Raw genomic sequence first — 19916 nt, 5'->3', positions numbered from 1 at the left:
TCGAACGACACCACCGACAATGCCCCGGCGCTGGCCGCGCCGGGAACCTTAAGGAAGTACTGCTGCTGCCCGCTCAACGTTGCGCCGAGCGCGTCGAAACCCTCTGCCATCAGTCATCGCTCCGTAGCCGCCGCAGTGTCTGGCACTGCGCATGCGGCATACTAAAAGCGACGAATTAACCTCTACAATCGTAATTCCCTGAAACTGCTGGATGCGGGTTCAAAACGCCGCGCGATAGATCCCCAGCGCGTCCGCCTCGCTCACTTCGCGCGGATTATTGACCAGCAGGCGGGTCTGGAGCATGGCGTCGCTGGCCAGACGGTTCAGGTCGCCTTCCTTCACGCCGACTTCGCGCAGCGTGCGCGGGATGCCGGTGGCCAGCACCAGTCCTTCGATATGGGCGATCAGCGCGGCGGTCTTGGTTTCGCAGCTGCCGGTCGTGCCGGGCAGCACCACGTCGGTCAGTTCCGCGTAGCGCTTGCTGGCGGCGTCGGCATTGAACTTCATCACGTGCGGCAGCACGAGGGCGTTCGAGAGGCCGTGCGGCACATGGAAAATGCCGCCGATCGGGTAGGCCAGCGCGTGCACGGCGGCCACCGGCGAGTTGGCGAAGGCCTGGCCGGCGAACATCGCGCCGAGCAGCATCGCCTCCCGGGCATTGCGATCGTTGCCGTTGTCGCAGGCCAGCATCAGGTTGCGCGAGAGCAGATCCAGCGCGCGGATGGCCAGCATGTCCGAGACCGGATTCTTGAGGTGGGCGCTGGTGTAGGCCTCGATGGCATGCACCATGGCGTCGATGCCGGTGGCGGCCGTGGCCGCGCGGGGCAGGCCGAGCGTCAGTTCGGCGTCGAGGATCGCGAGGTCGGCGAACAGCTGCGGCGCCACCACGCCCATCTTGGTGGTTTCGCCGGTCGTGACGATCGACACCGCCGTCACTTCGGAACCGGTGCCGGCCGTGGTCGGCATCTGCACCAGCGGCAGCCGGGCGCCGGTGACCTTCTTCACGCCGTACATGTCCTTGAGCGCCTGCGTGGCGGGCAGGAGGACGGCGATCAGCTTGGCCACATCCATCGACGACCCGCCGCCCAGCCCCAGCACCACCTCGGCATCGGCCTGGCGCGCGCGCTCGGTGGCGTCCAGCACGATGTGCTCGGGCGGATCGGCAATGACATCGTCGATCACGGTCACCTCCCAGTCATGCTTGGCGAGGTCTTCCAGCGCCGGCGCGAGCAGGCCGCTCTTGGCCAGGAAGCCGTCGGTCACCACGCACAGGCGCCTGGCCTGCGGGAACGACTCGCGCAGCAGGGCGCCCAGCCGGCGCGCGGCGCCGAATTCGACGATGACCGTCGGCACGGTCTGGAAGCGGAACGGGTTCATGTTGTCTCCGGGAGTTCGGGGCAGGCGGGGCGATCGGGGTCGCCCTTGCTCAGCAATGGGTGCCATAAGGCGGATCGGCACAGTATGCACCGGCCCGCCCGCCTGCATCACATCTGCAGGCAGAGGTACTTGATCTCGAGATATTCGTCGATGCCGTGGCGCGACCCTTCGCGGCCCACGCCCGACTGCTTGATGCCGCCGAACGGCGCCACCTCGTTCGAGATCAGGCCGGTGTTCAGGCCGACCATGCCGTACTCGAGCGCTTCGGCGGTGCGCCAGGCCCGCGCGATATCGCGCGTATACAAATAGGCGGCCAGCCCGTATTCGGTGGCGTTGGCGGCAGTTACTGCCTCGGCGTCGGACTTGAAGCGGAACAGCGGCGCCACCGGCCCGAAGATCTCCTCGCGGGCCATGCGCATGTCGGCGGTGGCGTCGGCGATGACGGTGGGGGTGTAGAACGTGCCGCCCAGCTTGTGCGCGGCGCCGCCGGTCAGCACGCGGCCGCCCTTGGCGCGGGCGTCGTCCACAAGCGATGCAACCTTGTCCAGCGCGGCGTCCTCAATCAGCGGGCCGATCGTCACGCCGTCTTCCAGCCCGTTGCCCACGCGCAGTTGGCCGGTGCGCTCGGCCAGCTTCGTGGCGAAGGCGTCGTAGATGCCGTCCTGCACGTAGAAGCGGTTGGCGCAGACACAGGTCTGCCCGCCGTTGCGGTACTTGGCGGCGAGGGCGCCTTCCACGGCGGCGTCCACGTCGGCATCGTCAAAGACGATGAACGGCGCGTTGCCGCCCAACTCCAGCGAGAGGCGCTTCACGGTGGGCGCCGACTGCGCCATCAGGATGCGACCGACCTCGGTCGACCCCGTGAACGACAGCTTGCGCACGATGGGGCTGCCCGTCAGCACGGCGCCGATGGTCTTGGCATCGCCGGTCACCACCTGAAGCACGCCGGCGGGAATGCCGGCCCGGTGCGCCAGTTCGGCCAGCGCGAAGGCGGACAGCGGGGTCAGCTCGGCCGGTTTGATGACGATGGCGCACCCGGCCGCCAGGGCAGGGCCTGCCTTGCGGGTGATCATCGCTGCCGGGAAATTCCACGGCGTGATGGCGGCGCAGACGCCCACGGGCTGGCGCAGCGTGACCAGGCGCTTGTCTGCGGCCGGCGTGGCCAGCACTTCGCCGTCCACGCGCTTGGCTTCCTCGGCAAACCATTCGATAAAGCTGGCCGCGTACGCGATCTCGCCGCGCGCCTCGGCTAGTGGCTTGCCCTGCTCGCGCGTCATCAGGTAGGCCAGATCGTCCGTATTGGCGATCATCAGGTCGAACCAGCGGCGCAGCAGGTTGGCGCGTTCCTTGCCGGTCTTGGCGGCCCAGGCGCGCTGCGCTACCTCCGCGGCGGCGACGGCGCGCTCGGTCTCGGCCGCGCCCAGGTCGGCCACCTTGGCGATCACCTCCCCGGTGGCCGGGTCCGTGACGTCGAACGTGGCGCCGGAGTCGGCGCCAATCCATTGGCCATCCACATAGGCCAGCTGTTTCAGAAGCGAGGGATCCTTGAGTTGCATGGCGGCTTTCCTGAGCGGGTTGATTCATATCGTTCAATAGATGGAACGATATTCGGTATGTCGAACGTGAGCGTATGATACGCCCATGCACGGCAGACTGCCAACCGCCCGGAAGCGTTCCGCGCAGCCGGTACAATCCGCCCAACTCTTCCGTATTGCCCAATGCCCAAGTCCGCCTACAACGCTCCCGCCGATGATGCCGCGCCGTCGCTKAAGTCCACGTCGCCGGCGGTGGTGCGCGCGGTACATGTCATGGATGCCGTGGCCGCCGCCCCGGAACCGCTGACGCTGGCCGACCTKACCCGGCTGACCGGCGCGCCCAAGAGTTCCCTCCACGGCATGTGCGACACCCTCGTGCAGCTGCAACTGCTCAAGCGCCTGCCCAACGGGGCGATGGCGGTGGGCCCGCACGTGATGGCCTGGGCCAACGCCTTCCTGTCGCAGACGCAGATGACGAGCGAGTTCCGCGCGCTCTGGGAGCAGACCGATGCCTTCCACGACGCCACGGTCACCTTGTCGATGCTCGATGGTGCGGAGGTGGTCTACCTGGCCTGCCAGAACGGCGACCGCCCGCTCGGCGTCACGTTCCGCATCGGCATGCGCCTGCCGGCGCCCTACACGGCCACGGGCAAGGCGATGCTGAGCACCCTGCTGCCGGCCGAGGTGCGCGACCTGTTCGCGCCGGGCATGCCGCCGCCGCTCACGCGGGCCAGCGTGGCCGATGTGGATGGTTTGCAGGCCGAACTGGCCCAGGTGCGGGAGGTGGGATATTCGACCGACAACGGCCAGATGCGCGAGGGCATGACGTGCTTCGGCGCCCCGGTGTTCGACGCGGCCGCCCCGTGCGCAGCGGGCGCCATCGCGGTCAGCTACCTGACCAACGAGATCGATGCGGCCACCGGCGACCGCATCGGCCAGCAGGTACGGGCGCTGGCGGACCAACTGTCGGCAAGGCTTGGCGCCCGGCGGTAACGTCCGCCATCGGGGAAGCCATCACGCGGTCAGGCCATGCTCGACCGCAAACACCGCCACCTGTACGCGGCTGGCCAGATTCAGCTTCTTGAGGATGTTCTGCACGTGGATCTTGACCGTGCTCTCGGCCACACCGAGGTCGCGCGCGATCTGCTTGTTGCTCTCGCCCCGGGTCAGCCCGCGTACGATCTCGCGCTCCCGCACGGTTAGCCGCGCGCCGTCCTCGGCACTCGGAGAAGGCGGTGCGGAAGGCTGCGCCGGCGCGCGGAACTGCGCCACGAGCTTGGCCGTCATGCCATCCGAGATCACCGGCTCGCCGGATGCGGCGCGGCGGATGGCCGAAGCCAGGAAATCCGCCTCGATATTCTTTAGCAAATAGCCCCGGGCGCCGCCGCGCAGCGCGCTGGCCAGTTCCTCGGCTTCCTCGGAGACGGTGAGGATCAGCACCGCCGTGTCCGGCAGGTCCTGCGCCAGCAGGGCCAGCGTCTCCAGCCCGGACAGCCCGGGCATGTTCAGGTCCAGCAGGACCACGTCGGGGCGATGCTGCTTGGCGCGCTTGAGCCCCTCCACGCCATCGGCCGCCTCGTCCACGACGGCAAAATCGGGCTGGCGCTGTAACAGCGCGCGAATGCCTGAACGGAACAGCGTGTGATCGTCGATCAGCAGGATGCGGATGGTCATGGCTGGAGACTCGCTTCGTTGATTTCGTTGGGCGCTGTGGCTTCGTTGGCTTCGCCGGCCACATGGGCGCCGGGCACGCGCAGGGCCACGCGGGTGCCGCGCCCGGGCGCGGAATCGATCGACAACTGCGCGTTGAGCCGCGCGGCGCGCTCGCGCATGATGTGCAGACCCACCTGCATCTCGCAGCGCGTGGCGAGCCCGGCGGCATCGAAGCCCTCGCCATCGTCCTGCACCACCAGTTCGAGGTCGCGCCCGCCTTGCAGCCGCACCAGCACGTGGCCGGCCTGCGCGTGCTTGCGCACGTTGGAGAGCGCCTCCTGTAGCACGAACAGCACCTGCAACTGGGCATCGGGCGGCAGCGGCCGGGCGTTGTCGTAGCCCTCCACCTCCAGCCGCACCTCGGTGGCGCACTGCCGCCGGAAGCGCGCCACGGTGTCTTCTGCCGCTTGCCGCAACTCGCCCTGCGTGAGCCGGGTGCGGAAGTTCAGCAGCAACTCGCGCACATCCTGGTAGCTTTCGTCCACCCCGCAACGGAGCATCGGCACGATCGCCGCCACATCGGCCAGCGCCCCGCGCGAGACGGCATCTTCCAGCAGTTGGGCTTGCAGGTTCAGGTAGTTCAGGCCTTGGGCGATGCTGTCGTGCAAGCCCTGCGCCACGAGGTTGCGCTCCTGCACCACGGCCAGCTGGCGCGCGGTGGCGGACAGCCGCTGGTGTTCGAGCGCCACGCCCAGGTGCTGCGCCAGCGTCTCCAGCAGTTGCCGGTCGGATGCATTGAGCACCCGTGGCGAGCGGAAGTGGAGCGAAAACATGCCGATCACCCCGCGCGGCGTGTCGATGCGGAACGCCGCGAAGCCGCCGAAGCCGCAGGCCATCGGCGGCGAGGGCAGTGCGTGGGTTGCAGACGGCCAGGCGACCACGCGCTGCCGCGTGGCCGCGCCGCAGTGGCAGGCATCGGCCGCCATGCGCTGTTCCTGCTCGACCAGCGTGGCGGGCAGCCCTTCGGAAACCACCATGTGGAGGTTCTCCGGCACTGCATCGAGCATGCGCACGCTGCCGCCATCGGCGTCCAGGCGCCGCATGATCCGGGTCAGGAAGCCCCGGCACAGCGCCTCGGCCTCGTTCGGCTGGTTCAGGTAGGCGGCGATGTCGTAGAGCGTCTCGAGGTCGCGGTTGCGCCTGGCCAGTTCGGCGGTCTTCTGGGCCACGCGGGCTTCGAGCCCCCGGTAGAGTTCCTGGAGTTCGGCCGCCATCCGATTGAAACCGGTGCTCAATGTGCCGAATTCGTCACGGCTGGTGACCGGCAGGCGCAGCGAGAATTCGCGGGCCGCCATGCGGCGCAGGCCATCCTGCAGCGTCAGCACGGGCAGGATGATCCAGAGATAGAGCAGGTAGATGACCGCGACGGTGCCCATGCAGGCAATGGCGGCCAGTGCGGCCTGGGACATGCGCAGCAGGTCCGTCTTGCGCGCGTTGTCGGCCTCGATCATGCGCACCAGATGGTCTGCCTGCGCGACGAAATCCGACAGCGCGGCCACATAGGTGAGCGATGTGCCGTCGGGCGCGTTCAAGTCCTGCTCCGCCAGCGGCTTCATCCGGTCGTCCCATGCCCGTGCCACGCGGTCGAGCTGGTCGTGGATGGCCGGCACGGCGGGCAGGAACAGCGGTCGTGTGGCGTCGCCCCGGCGCAGTTGCGCCAGCGTCTCGTCCAGCTGGGCGATCCGTGGCACAAGAGCGTGGGGTTGATGGGCGCGGGCGCGGGTCAGTTCGATCGCCACCGCGTTGGCGCGCATCCGCACGCTGCCAGCGTCGTTGATCGCCGCGCCGGCGCCTTCGAGGTTCCAGGAGAGCCACAATGTGCCGCCGATCATCGTCAGGACAACCAGCAGCGAGATCAGGGACAGCGAGATGATGCGGGTGGAGAGGCGGTGGCGCAGCCCCGGCAGCCCGACCGCCGAGGTGGCATGGGGGTCCGCGTGCGCATCGAACGCGGTGTCAGGAAAGGGGGCTGGCATGTTGTGGGGGCGAGGGCAGGGCGTGGGGACAGCTGCCATTCTGGTACCGGCGATTGCGCCGTTTCCTGCGCTGGATCAAATCGCCGACGGATGGGACGGGAACTTACGCGGGATTCGCATTCCGGCAACAGCCCAATCAGGCCGGCGCGACCCCCGCCGGCTTTTCGCCCGACATCAGGTAGTGGATCAGGTCCGCCACGGGGCGGATGGCGTCGCCAAACGGCAGCGTGCCCTTACCCCGGAAGAACAGGCCGCGCTCCACGTCGCCCTTGAGCGCCTGCGAGAGCTTGCGGTCGATGCAGAACTGGCCGATGCGCGCCACGCCGTCGCGCAGGCCGCACGATTGCAGGCAGTCGAAGCCCTCCAGGCACTCGCGCACCTTGGTGCGCGCCTGGAGCGCCGACTCCCGGGAGAGATAGCGCTTGAGCCACGGCGTCAGCACCGCGCGCGCCGGCAGTCCCGCCACGCTCGTGAATTCGCCGATCTGTTCCTGCGGCGCGGAAGCCAGCACCTGTTTGAAAGCCAGATGCGCATCGCATTCCTCGGTCACGGCAAAGGCGGTGCCGACCTGCACGCCGGCCGCGCCCTGCGCCAGCCAGTGATGCAGCTTGCCGTGGTGGCCCAACCCGCCGGCCAGGATCAGCGGCACGGACTCCCAGGCCAGCCCCAGGCTGGCGAACAGCGTGCGGCATTCGTCCAGCACGCGCGCGAACGAGAACCGCTCATCGCCAATGTCCTCCATGCGCGAGGCGCCGAGGTGCCCGCCGGCATGCGCGGGATGTTCGATCACGATGGCATCGGGCAGCCGTCCCTTCTTCATCCACTTGCGCAGCACGAGGCTGACGCCACGGGCGTCGGACAGGATCGGGATCAAGGCCACCTTCGGGTGATTGGCGGTCAGTTCGGGKAGGTCKAGCGGCAGGCCGGCGCCCATGACGATGGCATCCGCGCCGCTATCGCACGCCTGCCGGACCAGCGCCGCGTGGGCGCCAACGGCCTTCATCACGTTGACGGCGACCATCCCTTGCCCGCCCGCCAAGTCCTTCGCCGCGCGCACCTCGCGGTCCAGCGCCACGAGGTTGGCGTGTTCGATGGCCGCCTTGTCGCGTTTGGCCGTGGCGGCCATCAGGTCGGGGTGATGATGGCGCAGGTCGATGCTGGCGATGGTGCCCATGGCKTTGTGGCGGGCCACCGTGCCGGCCAGCCGATGCGCGGAGATGCCCACGCCCATGCCGCCCTGCACGATAGGAAGCAGCTTGCGGCCGGCCAGGTTGAGCCATCGATGTGTCATGAGGAAATCCGAAGTCAGGAGGGGCAAAAAACGGCCCAGCGTCTCACGCGCATCGGGGTGGCAGTTTGCGCCAGATCAAATTGCGGGGGATCGGCGGCCCGTTCCGAGGACCTAGTTCGGCGGAACGAKACGGGTAGAACACAGCCGGGGTTTGCGCGGGGTCAAAGGTTCCCTCGATGGGCATGACTAGCATCCTTGATCGATCGCTACCCCATGCGCCGCACCGCGCATTTTCGCCATGGATGCCTCCCCGCCCGACGTGCATGATGTGCCCGATGCGCCAACACCCCCAACCGAGCCATCGCGCCGCCAGCCCCGCCGGCCCCAACTGGTGGCACCCGCCGGCTCGCTCGCGGCCCTGCGCATGGCGCTGCAGCACGGCGCGGACGCCATCTACCTCGGGTTGCGCGATGCCACCAACGCGCGCAACTTCGGCGGCCTGAATTTCTCCGAGGACGACATCCGCACCGGCGTGGCCGAAGCCCGCGCGCGCGGCGCCGAAGTGCTGTTCGCCATCAACACGTTTGCGCAGATGGGGCAGGTAGACCGCTGGCACCGCGCCGTGGACGCCGCCGCCGCGCTGGGCGCCGACGCGGTGATCATGGCCGATCCCGGCCTGATGGCCTACGCGGCGGACAAACACCCCGACCTGCGCCTGCACCTGTCCGTGCAGGGCTCGGCCACCCATGCCGATGCCATCGCGCTGATGCGCGAGCGCTTCGGCATCCGGCGCGTGGTGCTGCCGCGCGTGCTGACGCTGGCGCAGATCGCCAAGCTGGCCAGGCAGACCGATGTGGAACTTGAGGTCTTCGGCTTTGGCAGCCTGTGCGTGATGGCCGAGGGCCGCTGCCTGCTGTCCTCGTACGCGACCGGCGATTCGCCGAACAACCGTGGCGTCTGCTCGCCGGCCCACGCCGTGCGCTGGGACGAGGCGGACGGCACCATGCACGCGCGGCTGTCCGGCATCCTGATCGACAGCTACGCGCCCGGCGAGCCGGCCGGTTACCCCACGTTGTGCAAGGGCCGTTTCACCGTGGAGGGCGAGCACGGCTACGTGCTGGAGGAGCCCACCAGCCTCAACGCGCTGTCGCTGCTGCCGGCGCTGATCGACATCGGCATCGCCGCCATCAAGATCGAGGGCCGCCAGCGCAGCCCGCGCTACGTGGGCGATGTGGTGGGCGTGCTGCGCGCCGCCATCGACGACGCCTGGCGCGACCCCCGGCGCTTCGTGCCGCGCCAGGAATGGCAGGCTACATTGGGGCGCCATGCCGAGGGCGACCAGGTGACCCAGGGCGCCTATGACCGTCCGTGGCGCTGAAACCGTCCGCACCCCACCCACCATGACCACATCCACTTCCCCCTATTCCTTGACCATCGCGCTCGGCCCGCTGCTCTACTACTGGCCCCGCGCGGACGTGCTGCGCTTCTATGCCGATGTGGCAGACGCCCCCGTGGAGCGCGTCTATCTTGGCGAAGCCGTCTGCACACGCCGCCACGAATTGCGCCATGCCGACTGGCTGGACGTGGCGCGGATGCTGCGCGATGCCGGCAAGGAGGTGGTGCTGTCCACCCCGGTGCTGGTCGAATCGGACAGCGACATCGCGGCCATGCGCCGCGTCTGCGAGCAGGACGAGTTCCTCGTGGAGGCCAACGATCTTGGCGCGGTGCGCGCGCGGCGCGGGCGGCCGTTCGTCGCCGGGCCGCATCTGAACGTCTATCACGCCGATACGGCGACGTGGCTGGGCTCGCTGGGCGCGCGCGGGGTCGTGGCGCCGGTCGAGATGGACCACGCGGCGCTGGCCGCGCTGGCGGCGGCGCGGCCAGCCGGCATGCAGATCGAAGCGATGATCTGGGGCCGCATGCCGCTGGCGATCTCCGCGCGTTGCTTCACGGCCCGGCATCACCGCCTGCGCAAGGATGCCTGCGAGTTCCGTTGCCTCKACTACCCGGACGGGCTGGTCGCCCGCACGGGCGAAGGGCAGCCGTTCTTCGCCCTGAACGGCATCCAGACTCAGTCCGCAAGCTGCCTGGACCTGTGCGCGCACCTGCCGGAGATTCAGGCGATGGGCGTGGATGTGGTCCGCGTCAGCCCGCACGCCGTGGGCACGCTGGACGTCATAGCGCTGCTAGACGCCGTGCGTCATGGCCGCACCGGCGCCGCGCCCAGCGGCATCGTGCCCGCCGGCGCCTCGGCGAGCAACGGCTACTGGACCGGCCAGCCCGGCATTGCCTGGATAGCCGGCGCGCCCGCATGACTGCCCCAAGACCATCGATGAATTCTTCTTCCCTGATTGCCCGCATCCATCGCCGCCTGCCCGCCCCTGCGCAGGCCCTGCCGTTCGTGATGGCGCTGGAGTCCGCGCGCCGCGCCGGCTGGTTGCAGCCACCGTCCGCGCTGGACGGTCATGCCTTCCTGCTCGTGGTGGAAGACCTCGGGCTGGACCTGCGTTTCCGCTGTGCAGGGGGCGTGTTCCGGATGGGGCCGTTCGATCCTGAACCCGCCCCGGCGCTGACGCTGCGCGCCCGCGCCGCCGATTACCTGCAACTGCTCGCCGGCCATGCCGATACCGACACGCTGTTCTTCCAGCGCCGGCTCTCGATTTGCGGGGACACCGCGCTGGGGTTGGAGGTCAAGTACTGGCTCGACGCCACGCCGCGTCCGGCCTGGGTCGAGCCCTGGGTGGCGCGGCTAGCGGTGCTGTTTCCCGAAGTCCGTGCCGCGTGAGAGCGACGGGCTGGCCCGTCAGGCCTCGGGCGCCAGATCGCCGTAGCGCACGCCGCGTGGCTTGAAGCAGCAACGGGCGCGGAGCACGGCACCGGGGAGGTTGGCGAGCGCGGGCATCGCCGTGAAGCCATCGAGCGTCGCCTGGAGGTCTGCCGCGCTGCGCGCCCGCACCACCGCGAACAGGTTGAAGGGCCATGCCGCACCTCGGCGCGCGCGCCGGTAGCAGAGTGCCACCGCGGGCAGGCGGGCCAGCCGCTTGCCCAGCACATCCACACGTGCGTCGGGCGCATTCCATACGCACATCGCGTTATGCACGAAGCCGAGTTGGCCCGGCTGGAGAATGGCGCCGAAGCGGCGGATCACGCCGGCCTCGCGCCAATGCGCCAGCCGGCGCCAGAGTTCGTGTAGCCCGATGCCCGTGCCACGCGCCATGGCGTGGTAGGGCTCGGGCGTCAGCGGCAGGCCGTCTTCCAGCGCTGCCACCAGCCGCCAGTCGGCATCGGTCATCAGGGGCCGCAGTGGCACCCCGGCATCGACGTGGTATTCACATTCMAGTGGCAGTGCGAGCGGCGTCTGGTGGACATCCGCGCCAATGCCGTCGAGTACGGTCGCCAGGTGGTCGGCATCGCGCGCACCGGCCACGAACCAGAGGTTGTAGCGGTGGCCGGTTCTGCAGTAGTGATGGCCGATAGCCGGGTCGGCGTTGAGTCGCCGCGCCACGCTCTCCAGCCGCGCCGCCGGCACGGACAGCGCCGCGAGCGTGGTGGCGCCGATGGCGTTCGGCGCGAAGCGGGCGCCGACATGGCTGATGCGGCCGCTGCCAACGTCGCGCGCCAGCAGCGACAGCAGGCCATGCTCGGACAGGCCGAGCGCCCGGGCCAGGCACCGGTAGGGCCGTGGCTCCAGCGGGAAATCTTGCCGAAGGCGTTGGTAGAGTGCAGTCTCGTCGATCATGGCGATATCCGGAGCAGCGGGCAGGATTGCGTGCCCGCCATGATGAGCCGGATACCCGGCCGCCCCGTTGACCCCCATCAAGCGCGGATCAGCGCCCCCGCACGAGCTGCCAGGCCCGTCCGAGGTAGGTGACCGAGGCGAAGCCGCTCCACACATGCACCAGCCGCGTGAACGGGAAGATCGCGAACAGCGAGATACCGAGGAACAGATGCACGCGGAACAGCAGCGGGGCATCGGCGATGAAATCGGGCGCATCGGCGCGCAGCGTGACGATGTGCTGGGCCCAGGTCATCAGCTGCACCATCATGTGACCGTCCATATGGCCGGCGGACACGAAGATGGTCGAGAGCCCGGCCAGCAAGGTCGCCAGCAGCCAGAGCAGCAGCACCTTGTCGCCGGTACGCGTGACCGCGGCAACCCGGGCGTTGGTGAAGCGCCGATGCAACAGGATCAGCAGGCCGATCAGGCAGATCGTGCCCATGACTCCGCCGGCGCCCATCGCCACGGCCTGCTTGAGCGTGTGGGAGACACCGAGCGCGTCCCACACGGCCACGGGTGTGAGCAGGCCCGCCAGATGGCCGAAGAACAGCCCGAGGATGCCAACGTGGAACAGGATGCTGCCCAGCCGCAGGTTGCCGCGATAGAGCAGTTGGGAGCTGTCGGCCTTCCAGCCGTACTGCTCGCGCTCGAAGCGCGCCAGGCTGCCGAACAGGAGCAGGGCGGCGGCGATATACGGGTAGATGCCGAAGAGGAACTGGTGGGCGAATGACATGGTGGTCGCCTGCGTCGTCAGGGAGGTCATTGGGGAGAGGGGGCGCGCCGGTCGTGGAAGCGCACCACTTGTTCAGCCGGCATGGCCGCCGCCAGCAACGGCTCCACGCCATCCGTGCCGGGGCCGAACAGTTCCAGCGCTTCGTCCATGTCGCGCACGGGCGGGTCGGTCCGGGCCTCGGGCTGCACGCTGGTCATTGAGCGCAGCACCGTGAACACGGTMGCGTACGGGCTGTCGTGGCGCGCCAGCCGGTCGCCGATGGCCGCCAGCACGTGGATGGCCTCGCCCAGCAACTGCTCGGCGCGCTGCGCCTGCCCGTCATCGGCCAGCGCGCCGAGGAACTCCAGGAACAGCGGCACGTAGTCGGGCAACTCGTTCGCCACCGGCTCGAAGCCGGCGCGCCGGTATTCGTCGATCAGATCGACCATGGCTTGCCCCCGGTCGCGGGACTCGCCGTGGACGTGCTCGAACAGGTGCAGCGAATGCGCGGGATTGCGGTCGAAGGTGGCCACGTACTGCTCCTGCAGCGCGATCAGCGGGCTGTCGCGCAGCGGGCCGGTCAGCGGGGCCAGCCCCGCGCGGGCGGCGGGCCAGGCGTCGAGCGCCTGTTCGATCTCGGGCATGGCMGCCTGCAGCGGCGCTTCGGGGTAGCCCAGCAAGGCGCTGAGCACGGGATAGAGGGTCATGATGGCTCCGGTATCAGCAGGTGTCAGCAGGTTTCGGTCGGCTTCTTGCGCGACTTGGGCATGTCCGCGAAGACCACGCTGCCCTGCGGCTTTTTGCCGAACAGCGAGCCCTCGGACGTACCGCCCGAGCAGCCGTTGCCGAACGTGAAGCCGCAGCTGCCTTTCTCGTTGAAGCTGTCCTCGACCATTTCCTTGTGTGACGATGGAATCACAAAACGATCCTCGTAATTGGCGATGGCCAGCAGGCGGTACATGTCCTCCACCTGCACCGGGGTCAGCCCCACCTGCCGCAGCACGGCGAGGTCCGCCTCGCCATCCACGACTTCCGAGCGCTTGAACGCCCGCATGGCCAGCATGCGCTGCAGGGCGGTCAGCACTGGCGCCACGTCGCCGGCGGTCAGCAGGTTGGCGAGGTACTTGAGCGGAATGCGCAGGCTCTGCACGTCMGGGATCATCCCGTTCATGCCCATGAAGCCGCTTTCCGCCGCCGACTGGATCGGCGAGAGCGGCGGCACGTACCAGACCATCGGCAGCGTCCGGTATTCGGGATGCAGCGGGAAGGCGATCTTCCATTCGCAGGCCATGCGGTAGACCGGCGACTTGCGCGCGGCATCGAGCCAGCTCTGCGGAATGCCCTGGCGCAGCGCCTCGGCCTGCACGGTGGGGTCGTTCGGGTCGAGGAAGACGTCGAGCTGGGACTGGTACAGGTCGCGCTCGTCCTCCACGCCGGCGGCGCTGGCGATCCGATCCGCGTCGTACAGCATCACGCCGAGGTAGCGGATGCGACCGACGCAGGTCTCGGAGCAGACGGTCGGCTGGCCGCCCTCGATGCGTGGGAAGCAGAAGGTGCACTTCTCCGCCTTGCCGCTCTGCCAGTTGAAATAGATCTTCTTGTATGGACAACCAGAGATGCACATCCGCCAGCCACGGCACTTGTCCTGGTCGACCAGCACGATGCCGTCGTCCTCGCGCTTGTAGACCGAGCCGGTCGGGCAGGACGCCACGCAGGCCGGGTTCAGGCAGTGCTCGCACAGACGGGGCAGGTACATCATGAAGGTGTTCTCGAAGGTCGAGTACATCTCCTTCTGCACGTTCTCGAAGAGCTGGTCGCGGCTGCGCGAGGCGAACTCGCCGCCGAGGTCATCCTCCCAGTTCGGCCCCCATTCGATCTTCTCCATCTTCTTGCCCGTCAGCACGGACACCGGCCGGGCGGTAGGCGGCGTCGGCATCAGCGGCGCCTTCTGGAGGTGCTCGTAGTCGTAGGTGAACGGCTCGTAGTAGTCGTCGATCTGCGGCAGGTTCGGGTTGGCGAACAGGTTCGACAGAATGCGCGCGCGGCCGCCCTGGCGTGGCGTGAGCGAGCCGTCGGGCTGGCGCTGCCAGCCGCCGTTCCACTTGCGCTGGTTCTCCCATTCCTTGGGATAGCCGATGCCGGGCTTGGTCTCGACGTTGTTGAACCAGGCGTACTCCACGCCGTCGCGGCTGGTCCAGACGTTCTTGCAGGTCACTGAGCAKGTATGGCAGCCGATGCACTTGTCGAGGTTCAGCACCATGGCCACCTGGGCGCGGATCTTCATCGCGGGGCTCCTTCTTCTTGTGCGGACTGGGGCAGTGGGGTATCCATCCAGTCCACCTTGTTCATCTTGCGCAGGATCACGAATTCATCGCGATTGCTGCCGACCGTGCCGTAGTAGTTGAAGCCGTAGGCCAGTTGCGCGTAGCCGCCGATCATGTGGGTCGGCTTGGTGACCGCCCGCGTGACCGAGTTGTGGATGCCGCCGCGCATGCCGCTCATCTCGGCGCCTGGCACGTTCACGATCTTTTCCTGCGCGTGATACATCAGGCACATGCCTTGCGGCACACGCTGGGACACCACCACCCGGGCGGTCAGCGTGCCGTTGACGTTGAAGACCTCCACCCAGTCGTTGTCCCGGATGCCGTTGGCGCGCGCCTCGGCCTCCGAGATCCACACGTGCGGCCCCCCGCGCGAGAGCGTGAGCATGCGCAGGTTGTCCGAGTAGGTGGAGTGGATGCCCCACTTCTGGTGCGGGGTGATCCAGTTCAGCACCAGCTCCGGGTTGCCGTTGGGCTTGCGGCCCAGCATCGGCGCCACCGTGCGGGTGTCGATGGCCGGCCTGTAGACGCAGGCGCCTTCGCCAAAGTCGAGCATCCAGCGGTGATCCTGGTAGAACTGCTGGCGGCCGGTCAGTGTGCGCCAGGGAATCAGCTCGTGGACGTTGGTGTAGCCTGCGTTGTAGCTGACTTCCTCGGATTCCAGCCCGGACCACGTCGGCGCGGAGATGATCTTGCGCGGCTGGGCCTGTACGTCCCGGAAGCGGATCTTGTCGTGCTCCCGACCCAGTGCCAGGTGGGCGTGCGGGCGGCCCGTGATCTTGGACAGCGCCTCCCACGCCTTCACCGCCACGTGGCCGTTGGTCTCGGGCGCGAAGGTCAGGATCATCTCGGCGGCGTCGATGGCCGTCTCCAGCCGGGGCCGACCGTAGCTGACGCCGGGCGCGGTCACGGTCTGGGTCAGGTGGCCCAGTTCGGCCACCTCGTGCCTGGTATCCCAGCCGATGCCCTTGCCGCCGTTCCCGAGCTTGTCCAGCAGCGGGCCCACGGAGGTGAACTTCTTGTAGAGATCCGCGTAGTTGCGCTCCACCACAGTCATCGACGGCGCGGTCTTGCCGGGGATCAAATCGCACTCGCCGTGCTTCCAGTCGCGCGGCTCGAAGGGCTGGCCCAGCTCGCCCGGCGTGTCGTGCAGCAGCGGCGTGCAGACCAGATCCTTGCGCGTGCCCAGGTACGGGCCGCCAATCTCGCTGAACTTCTCGGCGATGGCCTTGTAGATCTCCCAGTCGGTCTTGCTCTCCCACAGCGGCTGCACGGCCTCGGAGAGCGGGTGGATGAACGGGTGCATGTCCGACGTGTTCAGGTCGTCCTTCTCGTACCAGGTGGCCGTGGGCAGGACGATGTCGCCGTAGAGGCAGGTCGTGCTCATGCGGAAGTCGAGCACCGTCAGCAGGTCCAGCTTGCCCTCGGCGGCCGGGCGGACGTTGACCTCGCTCGGGCGGATGGCGTCGCGCTCGTCGCTGAACACGGCGTTCTGCGTGCCGAGCAKGTACTTGAGGAAGTACTCGTGGCCCTTGCCCGAACTCCCCAGGATGTTGGAGCGCCACACGAACATGTTGCGCGGGAAGTTGGCCGGGTTGTCGGGGTCGTCGCAGGCGAATTGCAGGGCGCCGGACTTGAGCTGGTCGACGGTATAGGCTACCGGGTCCTGCCCGGCGCGCTCGGCGGCGTCCACCACATCGAGCGGATTGGCGCCCAATTGCGGCGCGGACGGCAGCCAGCCCATGCGTTCCGACTTGGCGTTGAGGTCCAGCAGCGACAGCCCGGCGTAGCGCGCCTTGTCCGCCGTGGGCGCGAGGATCTCGTCCACGGCGAGCTTCTCGTGGCGCCACTGGCTGGTGTGGTTGTAGAAGAACGAGGTGCCGTTCATCTGGCGCGGCGGGCGCGACCAGTCCAGCCCGAAGGCCAGCGGCGCCCAGCCGAACTGGGGCCGCAGCTTCTCCTGCCCCACGTAGTGCGCCCAGCCGCCGCCGCTCTTGCCGATGCAGCCGCACATCATCAACAGGTTGATGATGCCGCGATAGATCATGTCGTTGTGGTACCAGTGATTCAGCGCGGCGCCGACGATGACCATGCTCTTGCCCTGCGTGCGGTGGGCGTTCTCGGCGAACTCGCGCGCCACCTGCGTCACCAGGCGGGCCGGCACGGTCGTGTGCTTCTCCTGCCAGGCGGGGGTGTAGGGCACGTCGTCATCGAAAGAGGCCGCCACGTTCGGCCCGCCCAGGCCCTGGTCCACGCCATAGTTGGCCAGCTGCAGGTCGTAGACCGTGGCGACCAGCGCCGTGCTGCCATCGGCCAGCGTCAGGCGGCGCACCGGCACGCGGCGGCGCAGCAGCGCGTCATGCTCGCCGCCGAAGTAGGGGAAGCCGACTTCCGCCACGGTGTCTTCATGGCCGAGCAGCGACAGGCGCGGATCGATCGTCTTGCCGTCCTGGCTGTCGCGCAGCTCCAGATTCCAGCGGCCGGCCGTGTCGTCGCCGGGCGTCCAGCGGAAGCCGATCGAGCCGTTCGGGGCAGTCACCTCCCCGCTGGCATCGTCGATCAGCAGCGTCTTCCACTCCGCATGCCGGGGCTCGCCGAGACTGCCGTCGAGATGGGAGGCGCGCAGGAAGTGATCGGGCACCAGCGTGCCGTCCTGCTCGCGCAGCCGCACCAGCATCGGCATGTCGGTGTACTGCTTCAGGTAGTCGCGGAAGTAGGCGGACTTGCCGCCCACGTGGAATTCCTTGAGTACGACGTGGCCCATGGCCATGGCCAGCGCGGCGTCGGTGCCCTGCTTGGGGGCGAGCCAGATGTCGCCGAACTTGACCATCTCGCCGTAGTCGGACGAGACCGCCACGGTCTTGGTGCCCTTATAGCGCACCTCGGTGTAGAAGTGGGCGTCCGGCGTKCGCGTCTGCGGCACGTTGGAGCCCCAGACCATCAGGTAGGTGGCGTTGTACCAGTCGGCGGACTCGGGCACGTCGGTCTGCTCGCCCCAGGTCTGCGGGCTGGCCGGCGGGAGGTCGCAGTACCAGTCGTAGAAGGACAGGCAGGCGCCGCCGAGCAGGCTCAGGTAGCGCGCGCCGGCCGCGTAGGACACCATCGACATGGCCGGGATGGGCGAGAAGCCGATCACGCGGTCCGGGCCGTACTGCTTGACCGTGAACGCGTTGGCGGCGGCGATGATCTCGGTGGCCGTGGCCCAGTCGGCCCGGACAAAGCCGCCCAGCCCGCGCACGCTCTTGTAGCGGGCGGCGCGTTCGGGGTCCTGGCTGATCCAGGCCCAGGCGGCGATCGGGTCCATGGTCTGGCGCGCCTCGCGCCACATGGCCATCAGCCGGCCGCGGATCATCGGGTACTTCACGCGCTGGGCGGAGTAGACGTACCAGCTGTACGAGGCGCCGCGCGGGCAGCCGCGTGGCTCATGGTTGGGCAGGTCCGGGCGCGTGCGTGGGTAGTCGGTCTGCTGGGTTTCCCAGGTAATCAGGCCGTTCTTGACGTAGACCTTCCACGAGCAGGAGCCCGTGCAGTTGACGCCGTGGGTGGACCGCACCACCTTGTCGTGCTGCCAGCGGGTGCGGTAGCCGTCTTCCCACTTGCGGTCTTCGTTGACCACGGCGCCGTGGCCGTCGGCATAGGTGGACGTGACGCGCGACAGGAACTTCAGTCGATCGAGGAAATGACTCATGGTTTGGCTCCAGCAGGGACACTTGCAGCTTACGGAGCGCGTGCCGCGCAGGCCATTCGCTGGTGGAGCAGGGGAGACGACGGCGATCGGCCTAGGCGGGACCCGTCGGCATCGTCCGGAAGAACTATGCCGACGGGCGGGGTTGACGCGCGGGTGAAGCAGGAATCAGCAGGGCATGGCCGCGTTGCGGCGCGCGTAGCACCACCAGGTAATCGCGGCGCAGCTGATATAGAACAAGATGAAGAGATGGAGCGCAGCGTCCGGCGCGCCGGTCATCTCCAGCGCGGTGCCGAAGCTCTTGGGGATGAAGAAGCCGCCGTACGCGCCGATGGCGCCGGAGAAGCCGAGCACGGCGGCGGATTCCCGGGCGGCGTCCTGCACGGCCACCCGCTGGGCGGGCGCGCCCGGGCCGGCAGCGCGCAGGCGCTCGGTCAGGAAGATCACCGGGATCATGCGGAAGGTGGAGCCGTTGCCGATGCCGGTCAGCGCGAACAGCACGATGAACGCGCCCAGGAAGCCGCTGAAGCTGCCGCCCGTGCCGTTGTGCGGCAGCGCCGCCAGCACGGCCACCACGCCGCCGATCATGCCGAGGAAGCTCCACAGCGTGACCCGCGCGCCGCCGAGCTTGTCTGACAGCCAGCCGCCCACCGGGCGCGTCAGCGCGCCGACCAGCGGGCCCAGGAAGGCGTAGGCCGTGGGGTTCACGTTCGGGAACTGCGACTTGGTCAGCAGCGCCAGCCCGGCCGAGAACCCGATAAACGAGCCGAAGGTGCCCACGTAGAGCCAGCACATCAGCCAGTTGTGGCGGCGCCGGAAGATCACCGCCTGCTCCGCGAACGAGGCGCGGGCATCGGCAATATCGTGCATGCCGAACCACGCCGCCAGCGCCGACACGGCGATAAACGGCACCCAGATAAAGCCCGCGTTCTGGAGCCAGAGCTGTTGCGTGGCGCCGTTGGCCGCGTATTCCTGCCCGGCTCCGCCCAGCGCGCCGAACACGGCCACCGACACCACCACCGGTGTCACGAACTGCACGATCGAGACGCCGAGATTGCCGATGCCGGCGTTCAGGCCCGTGGCCAGCCCCTTGCGCGCCTTCGGGAAGAAGAAGCTGATGTTCGCCATCGACGAACTGAAGTTGGCGCCGCCCAGCCCGCACAGCAGGGCCAGCCCCAGCAGCGTCGGGTAGCTGGTGGACGGGTCGCGCAGCGCGAAGCCCATGCCGAGCGCCGGAATCAGCAGCAGCGCGGTGGAGATGGCGGTGAAGCGCCGCCCGCCGAAGATCGGCACGAGGAAGGAGTAGAAGATGCGCAGCGTGGCGCCGGACAGCGCCGGCAGGGCGGTCAGCCAGAACAGCTGGTTGCCGGTGAAGTGGAAGCCGGCGCGGTCCAGGTTCACGGCCACCACGCTCCAGAGCATCCAGACCACGAAGGCCAGCATCAGCGCGGGAATGGAGATGCAGAGGTTGCGGTAGGCGATGCGCGCGCCCTGGTATTTCCAGAACGCCGGGTCTTCAGGTTCCCAGCGGGTCAGTACGGAGGTGCTCATGGCGTTATCTCGTCGAAGGGGGGAAGGTGGGAAAGAT

General features: G+C 68.5%; 15 protein-coding genes. 4 read left to right on the top strand and 11 right to left on the bottom strand.

The features are described from left to right. Window positions 1–219: 219 nt before the first annotated feature. Both AC1EJR_RS25260 and AC1EJR_RS25255 read right to left on the bottom strand, forming a co-directional pair. Window positions 220–1377, bottom strand: coding sequence for an iron-containing alcohol dehydrogenase (locus AC1EJR_RS25260; protein ID WP_092296888.1), 1158 nt, complete (start codon window positions 1375–1377; stop codon window positions 220–222). A gap of 107 nt (window positions 1378–1484) precedes the next feature. Next, entirely contained in the window at window positions 1485–2933 is a 1449-nt protein-coding gene (locus AC1EJR_RS25255; protein WP_441645582.1) for an NAD-dependent succinate-semialdehyde dehydrogenase, read from the bottom strand. 162 nt (window positions 2934–3095) lie between these two features. On the opposite strand from AC1EJR_RS25255, the gene AC1EJR_RS25250 reads away from it, so the two are divergent. Continuing rightward, window positions 3096–3905, top strand: coding sequence for an IclR family transcriptional regulator (locus AC1EJR_RS25250; RefSeq protein ID WP_092296894.1), 810 nt, complete (start codon window positions 3096–3098; stop codon window positions 3903–3905). 21 nt (window positions 3906–3926) lie between these two features. Here the strand turns inward: AC1EJR_RS25250 and AC1EJR_RS25245 are convergent, their stop codons facing one another. From AC1EJR_RS25245 to AC1EJR_RS25235, 3 genes are all read right to left on the bottom strand, one after another. After that, entirely contained in the window at window positions 3927–4586 is a 660-nt protein-coding gene (locus tag AC1EJR_RS25245; protein WP_441592852.1) for a response regulator, read from the bottom strand. Beyond that, window positions 4583–6601, bottom strand: a complete 2019-nt coding sequence (locus AC1EJR_RS25240) for a type IV pili methyl-accepting chemotaxis transducer N-terminal domain-containing protein (RefSeq protein ID WP_441592853.1) — start codon at window positions 6599–6601, stop codon at window positions 4583–4585. The genes AC1EJR_RS25245 and AC1EJR_RS25240 overlap by 4 nt, the downstream gene beginning before the upstream one ends. A gap of 136 nt (window positions 6602–6737) precedes the next feature. After that, entirely contained in the window at window positions 6738–7892 is a 1155-nt protein-coding gene (locus AC1EJR_RS25235; RefSeq protein ID WP_477147738.1) for an NAD(P)H-dependent flavin oxidoreductase, read from the bottom strand. Between the two features lie 238 nt (window positions 7893–8130). Between AC1EJR_RS25235 and ubiU the strand changes: the two genes are divergently transcribed. From ubiU to ubiT, 3 genes are read left to right on the top strand one after another with little or no spacing between them, the layout of a single operon-like run. Then, window positions 8131–9210: a ubiquinone anaerobic biosynthesis protein UbiU gene (ubiU, locus tag AC1EJR_RS25230; RefSeq protein ID WP_454757670.1), complete on the top strand. Its 1080-nt coding sequence runs from the start codon at window positions 8131–8133 to the stop codon at window positions 9208–9210. Between the two features lie 22 nt (window positions 9211–9232). Next, window positions 9233–10147, top strand: coding sequence for a U32 family peptidase (locus tag AC1EJR_RS25225; protein ID WP_477147737.1), 915 nt, complete (start codon window positions 9233–9235; stop codon window positions 10145–10147). Window positions 10148–10164: 17 nt separating this feature from the next. Continuing rightward, window positions 10165–10617, top strand: coding sequence for a ubiquinone anaerobic biosynthesis accessory factor UbiT (gene ubiT, locus AC1EJR_RS25220; RefSeq protein ID WP_092296916.1), 453 nt, complete (start codon window positions 10165–10167; stop codon window positions 10615–10617). An 18-nt stretch (window positions 10618–10635) separates the two neighbouring features. Here the strand turns inward: ubiT and ahbB are convergent, their stop codons facing one another. From ahbB to AC1EJR_RS25190, 6 genes are all read right to left on the bottom strand, one after another. Then, entirely contained in the window at window positions 10636–11571 is a 936-nt protein-coding gene (ahbB, locus tag AC1EJR_RS25215; RefSeq protein ID WP_092296919.1) for a siroheme decarboxylase subunit beta, read from the bottom strand. 88 nt (window positions 11572–11659) lie between these two features. After that, window positions 11660–12343 carry a respiratory nitrate reductase subunit gamma gene (narI, locus tag AC1EJR_RS25210; protein WP_441592855.1) on the bottom strand — a complete coding sequence of 228 codons (684 nt, stop codon included), beginning with the start codon at window positions 12341–12343 and terminating at the stop codon, window positions 11660–11662. 26 nt (window positions 12344–12369) lie between these two features. Beyond that, on the bottom strand, window positions 12370–13029 hold the full coding sequence (narJ, locus tag AC1EJR_RS25205) for a nitrate reductase molybdenum cofactor assembly chaperone (RefSeq protein ID WP_092296922.1): 660 nt from the start codon (window positions 13027–13029) through the stop codon (window positions 12370–12372). Window positions 13030–13052: 23 nt separating this feature from the next. After that, window positions 13053–14606, bottom strand: a complete 1554-nt coding sequence (narH, locus tag AC1EJR_RS25200) for a nitrate reductase subunit beta (RefSeq protein WP_477113845.1) — start codon at window positions 14604–14606, stop codon at window positions 13053–13055. Next, on the bottom strand, window positions 14603–18331 hold the full coding sequence (locus AC1EJR_RS25195) for a nitrate reductase subunit alpha (protein WP_477147736.1): 3729 nt from the start codon (window positions 18329–18331) through the stop codon (window positions 14603–14605). The genes narH and AC1EJR_RS25195 overlap by 4 nt, the downstream gene beginning before the upstream one ends. A 165-nt stretch (window positions 18332–18496) precedes the next feature. After that, the gene (locus tag AC1EJR_RS25190) at window positions 18497–19879 is read right to left on the bottom strand and encodes a NarK family nitrate/nitrite MFS transporter (protein WP_092296931.1); all 1383 of its coding nucleotides are present in this window, start codon (window positions 19877–19879) and stop codon (window positions 18497–18499) included. Window positions 19880–19916 lie beyond the last annotated feature (37 nt).

The sequence above is a fragment of the Cupriavidus sp. 05T42 genome (genome assembly GCF_056396345.1).
Note: the sequence above shows the minus strand (reverse complement) of the source record. Positions and strands in the feature narration are given on the sequence as shown.

Bases quoted from the DNA above. Each gene is read 5' to 3' on its own strand.
- AC1EJR_RS25260 (WP_092296888.1), bottom strand. From the start codon at position 1,377: ATGAACCCGTTCCGCTTCCAGACCGTGCCGACGGTCATCGTCGAATTC.
- AC1EJR_RS25255 (WP_441645582.1), bottom strand. From the start codon at position 2,933: ATGCAACTCAAGGATCCCTCGCTTCTGAAACAGCTGGCCTATGTGGAT.
- AC1EJR_RS25245 (WP_441592852.1), bottom strand. From the start codon at position 4,586: ATGACCATCCGCATCCTGCTGATCGACGATCACACGCTGTTCCGTTCA.
- AC1EJR_RS25240 (WP_441592853.1), bottom strand. From the start codon at position 6,601: ATGCCAGCCCCCTTTCCTGACACCGCGTTCGATGCGCACGCGGACCCC.
- ubiU (WP_454757670.1), top strand. From the start codon at position 8,131: ATGGATGCCTCCCCGCCCGACGTGCATGATGTGCCCGATGCGCCAACA.
- ubiT (WP_092296916.1), top strand. From the start codon at position 10,165: ATGAATTCTTCTTCCCTGATTGCCCGCATCCATCGCCGCCTGCCCGCC.
- narI (WP_441592855.1), bottom strand. From the start codon at position 12,343: ATGTCATTCGCCCACCAGTTCCTCTTCGGCATCTACCCGTATATCGCC.
- AC1EJR_RS25190 (WP_092296931.1), bottom strand. From the start codon at position 19,879: ATGAGCACCTCCGTACTGACCCGCTGGGAACCTGAAGACCCGGCGTTC.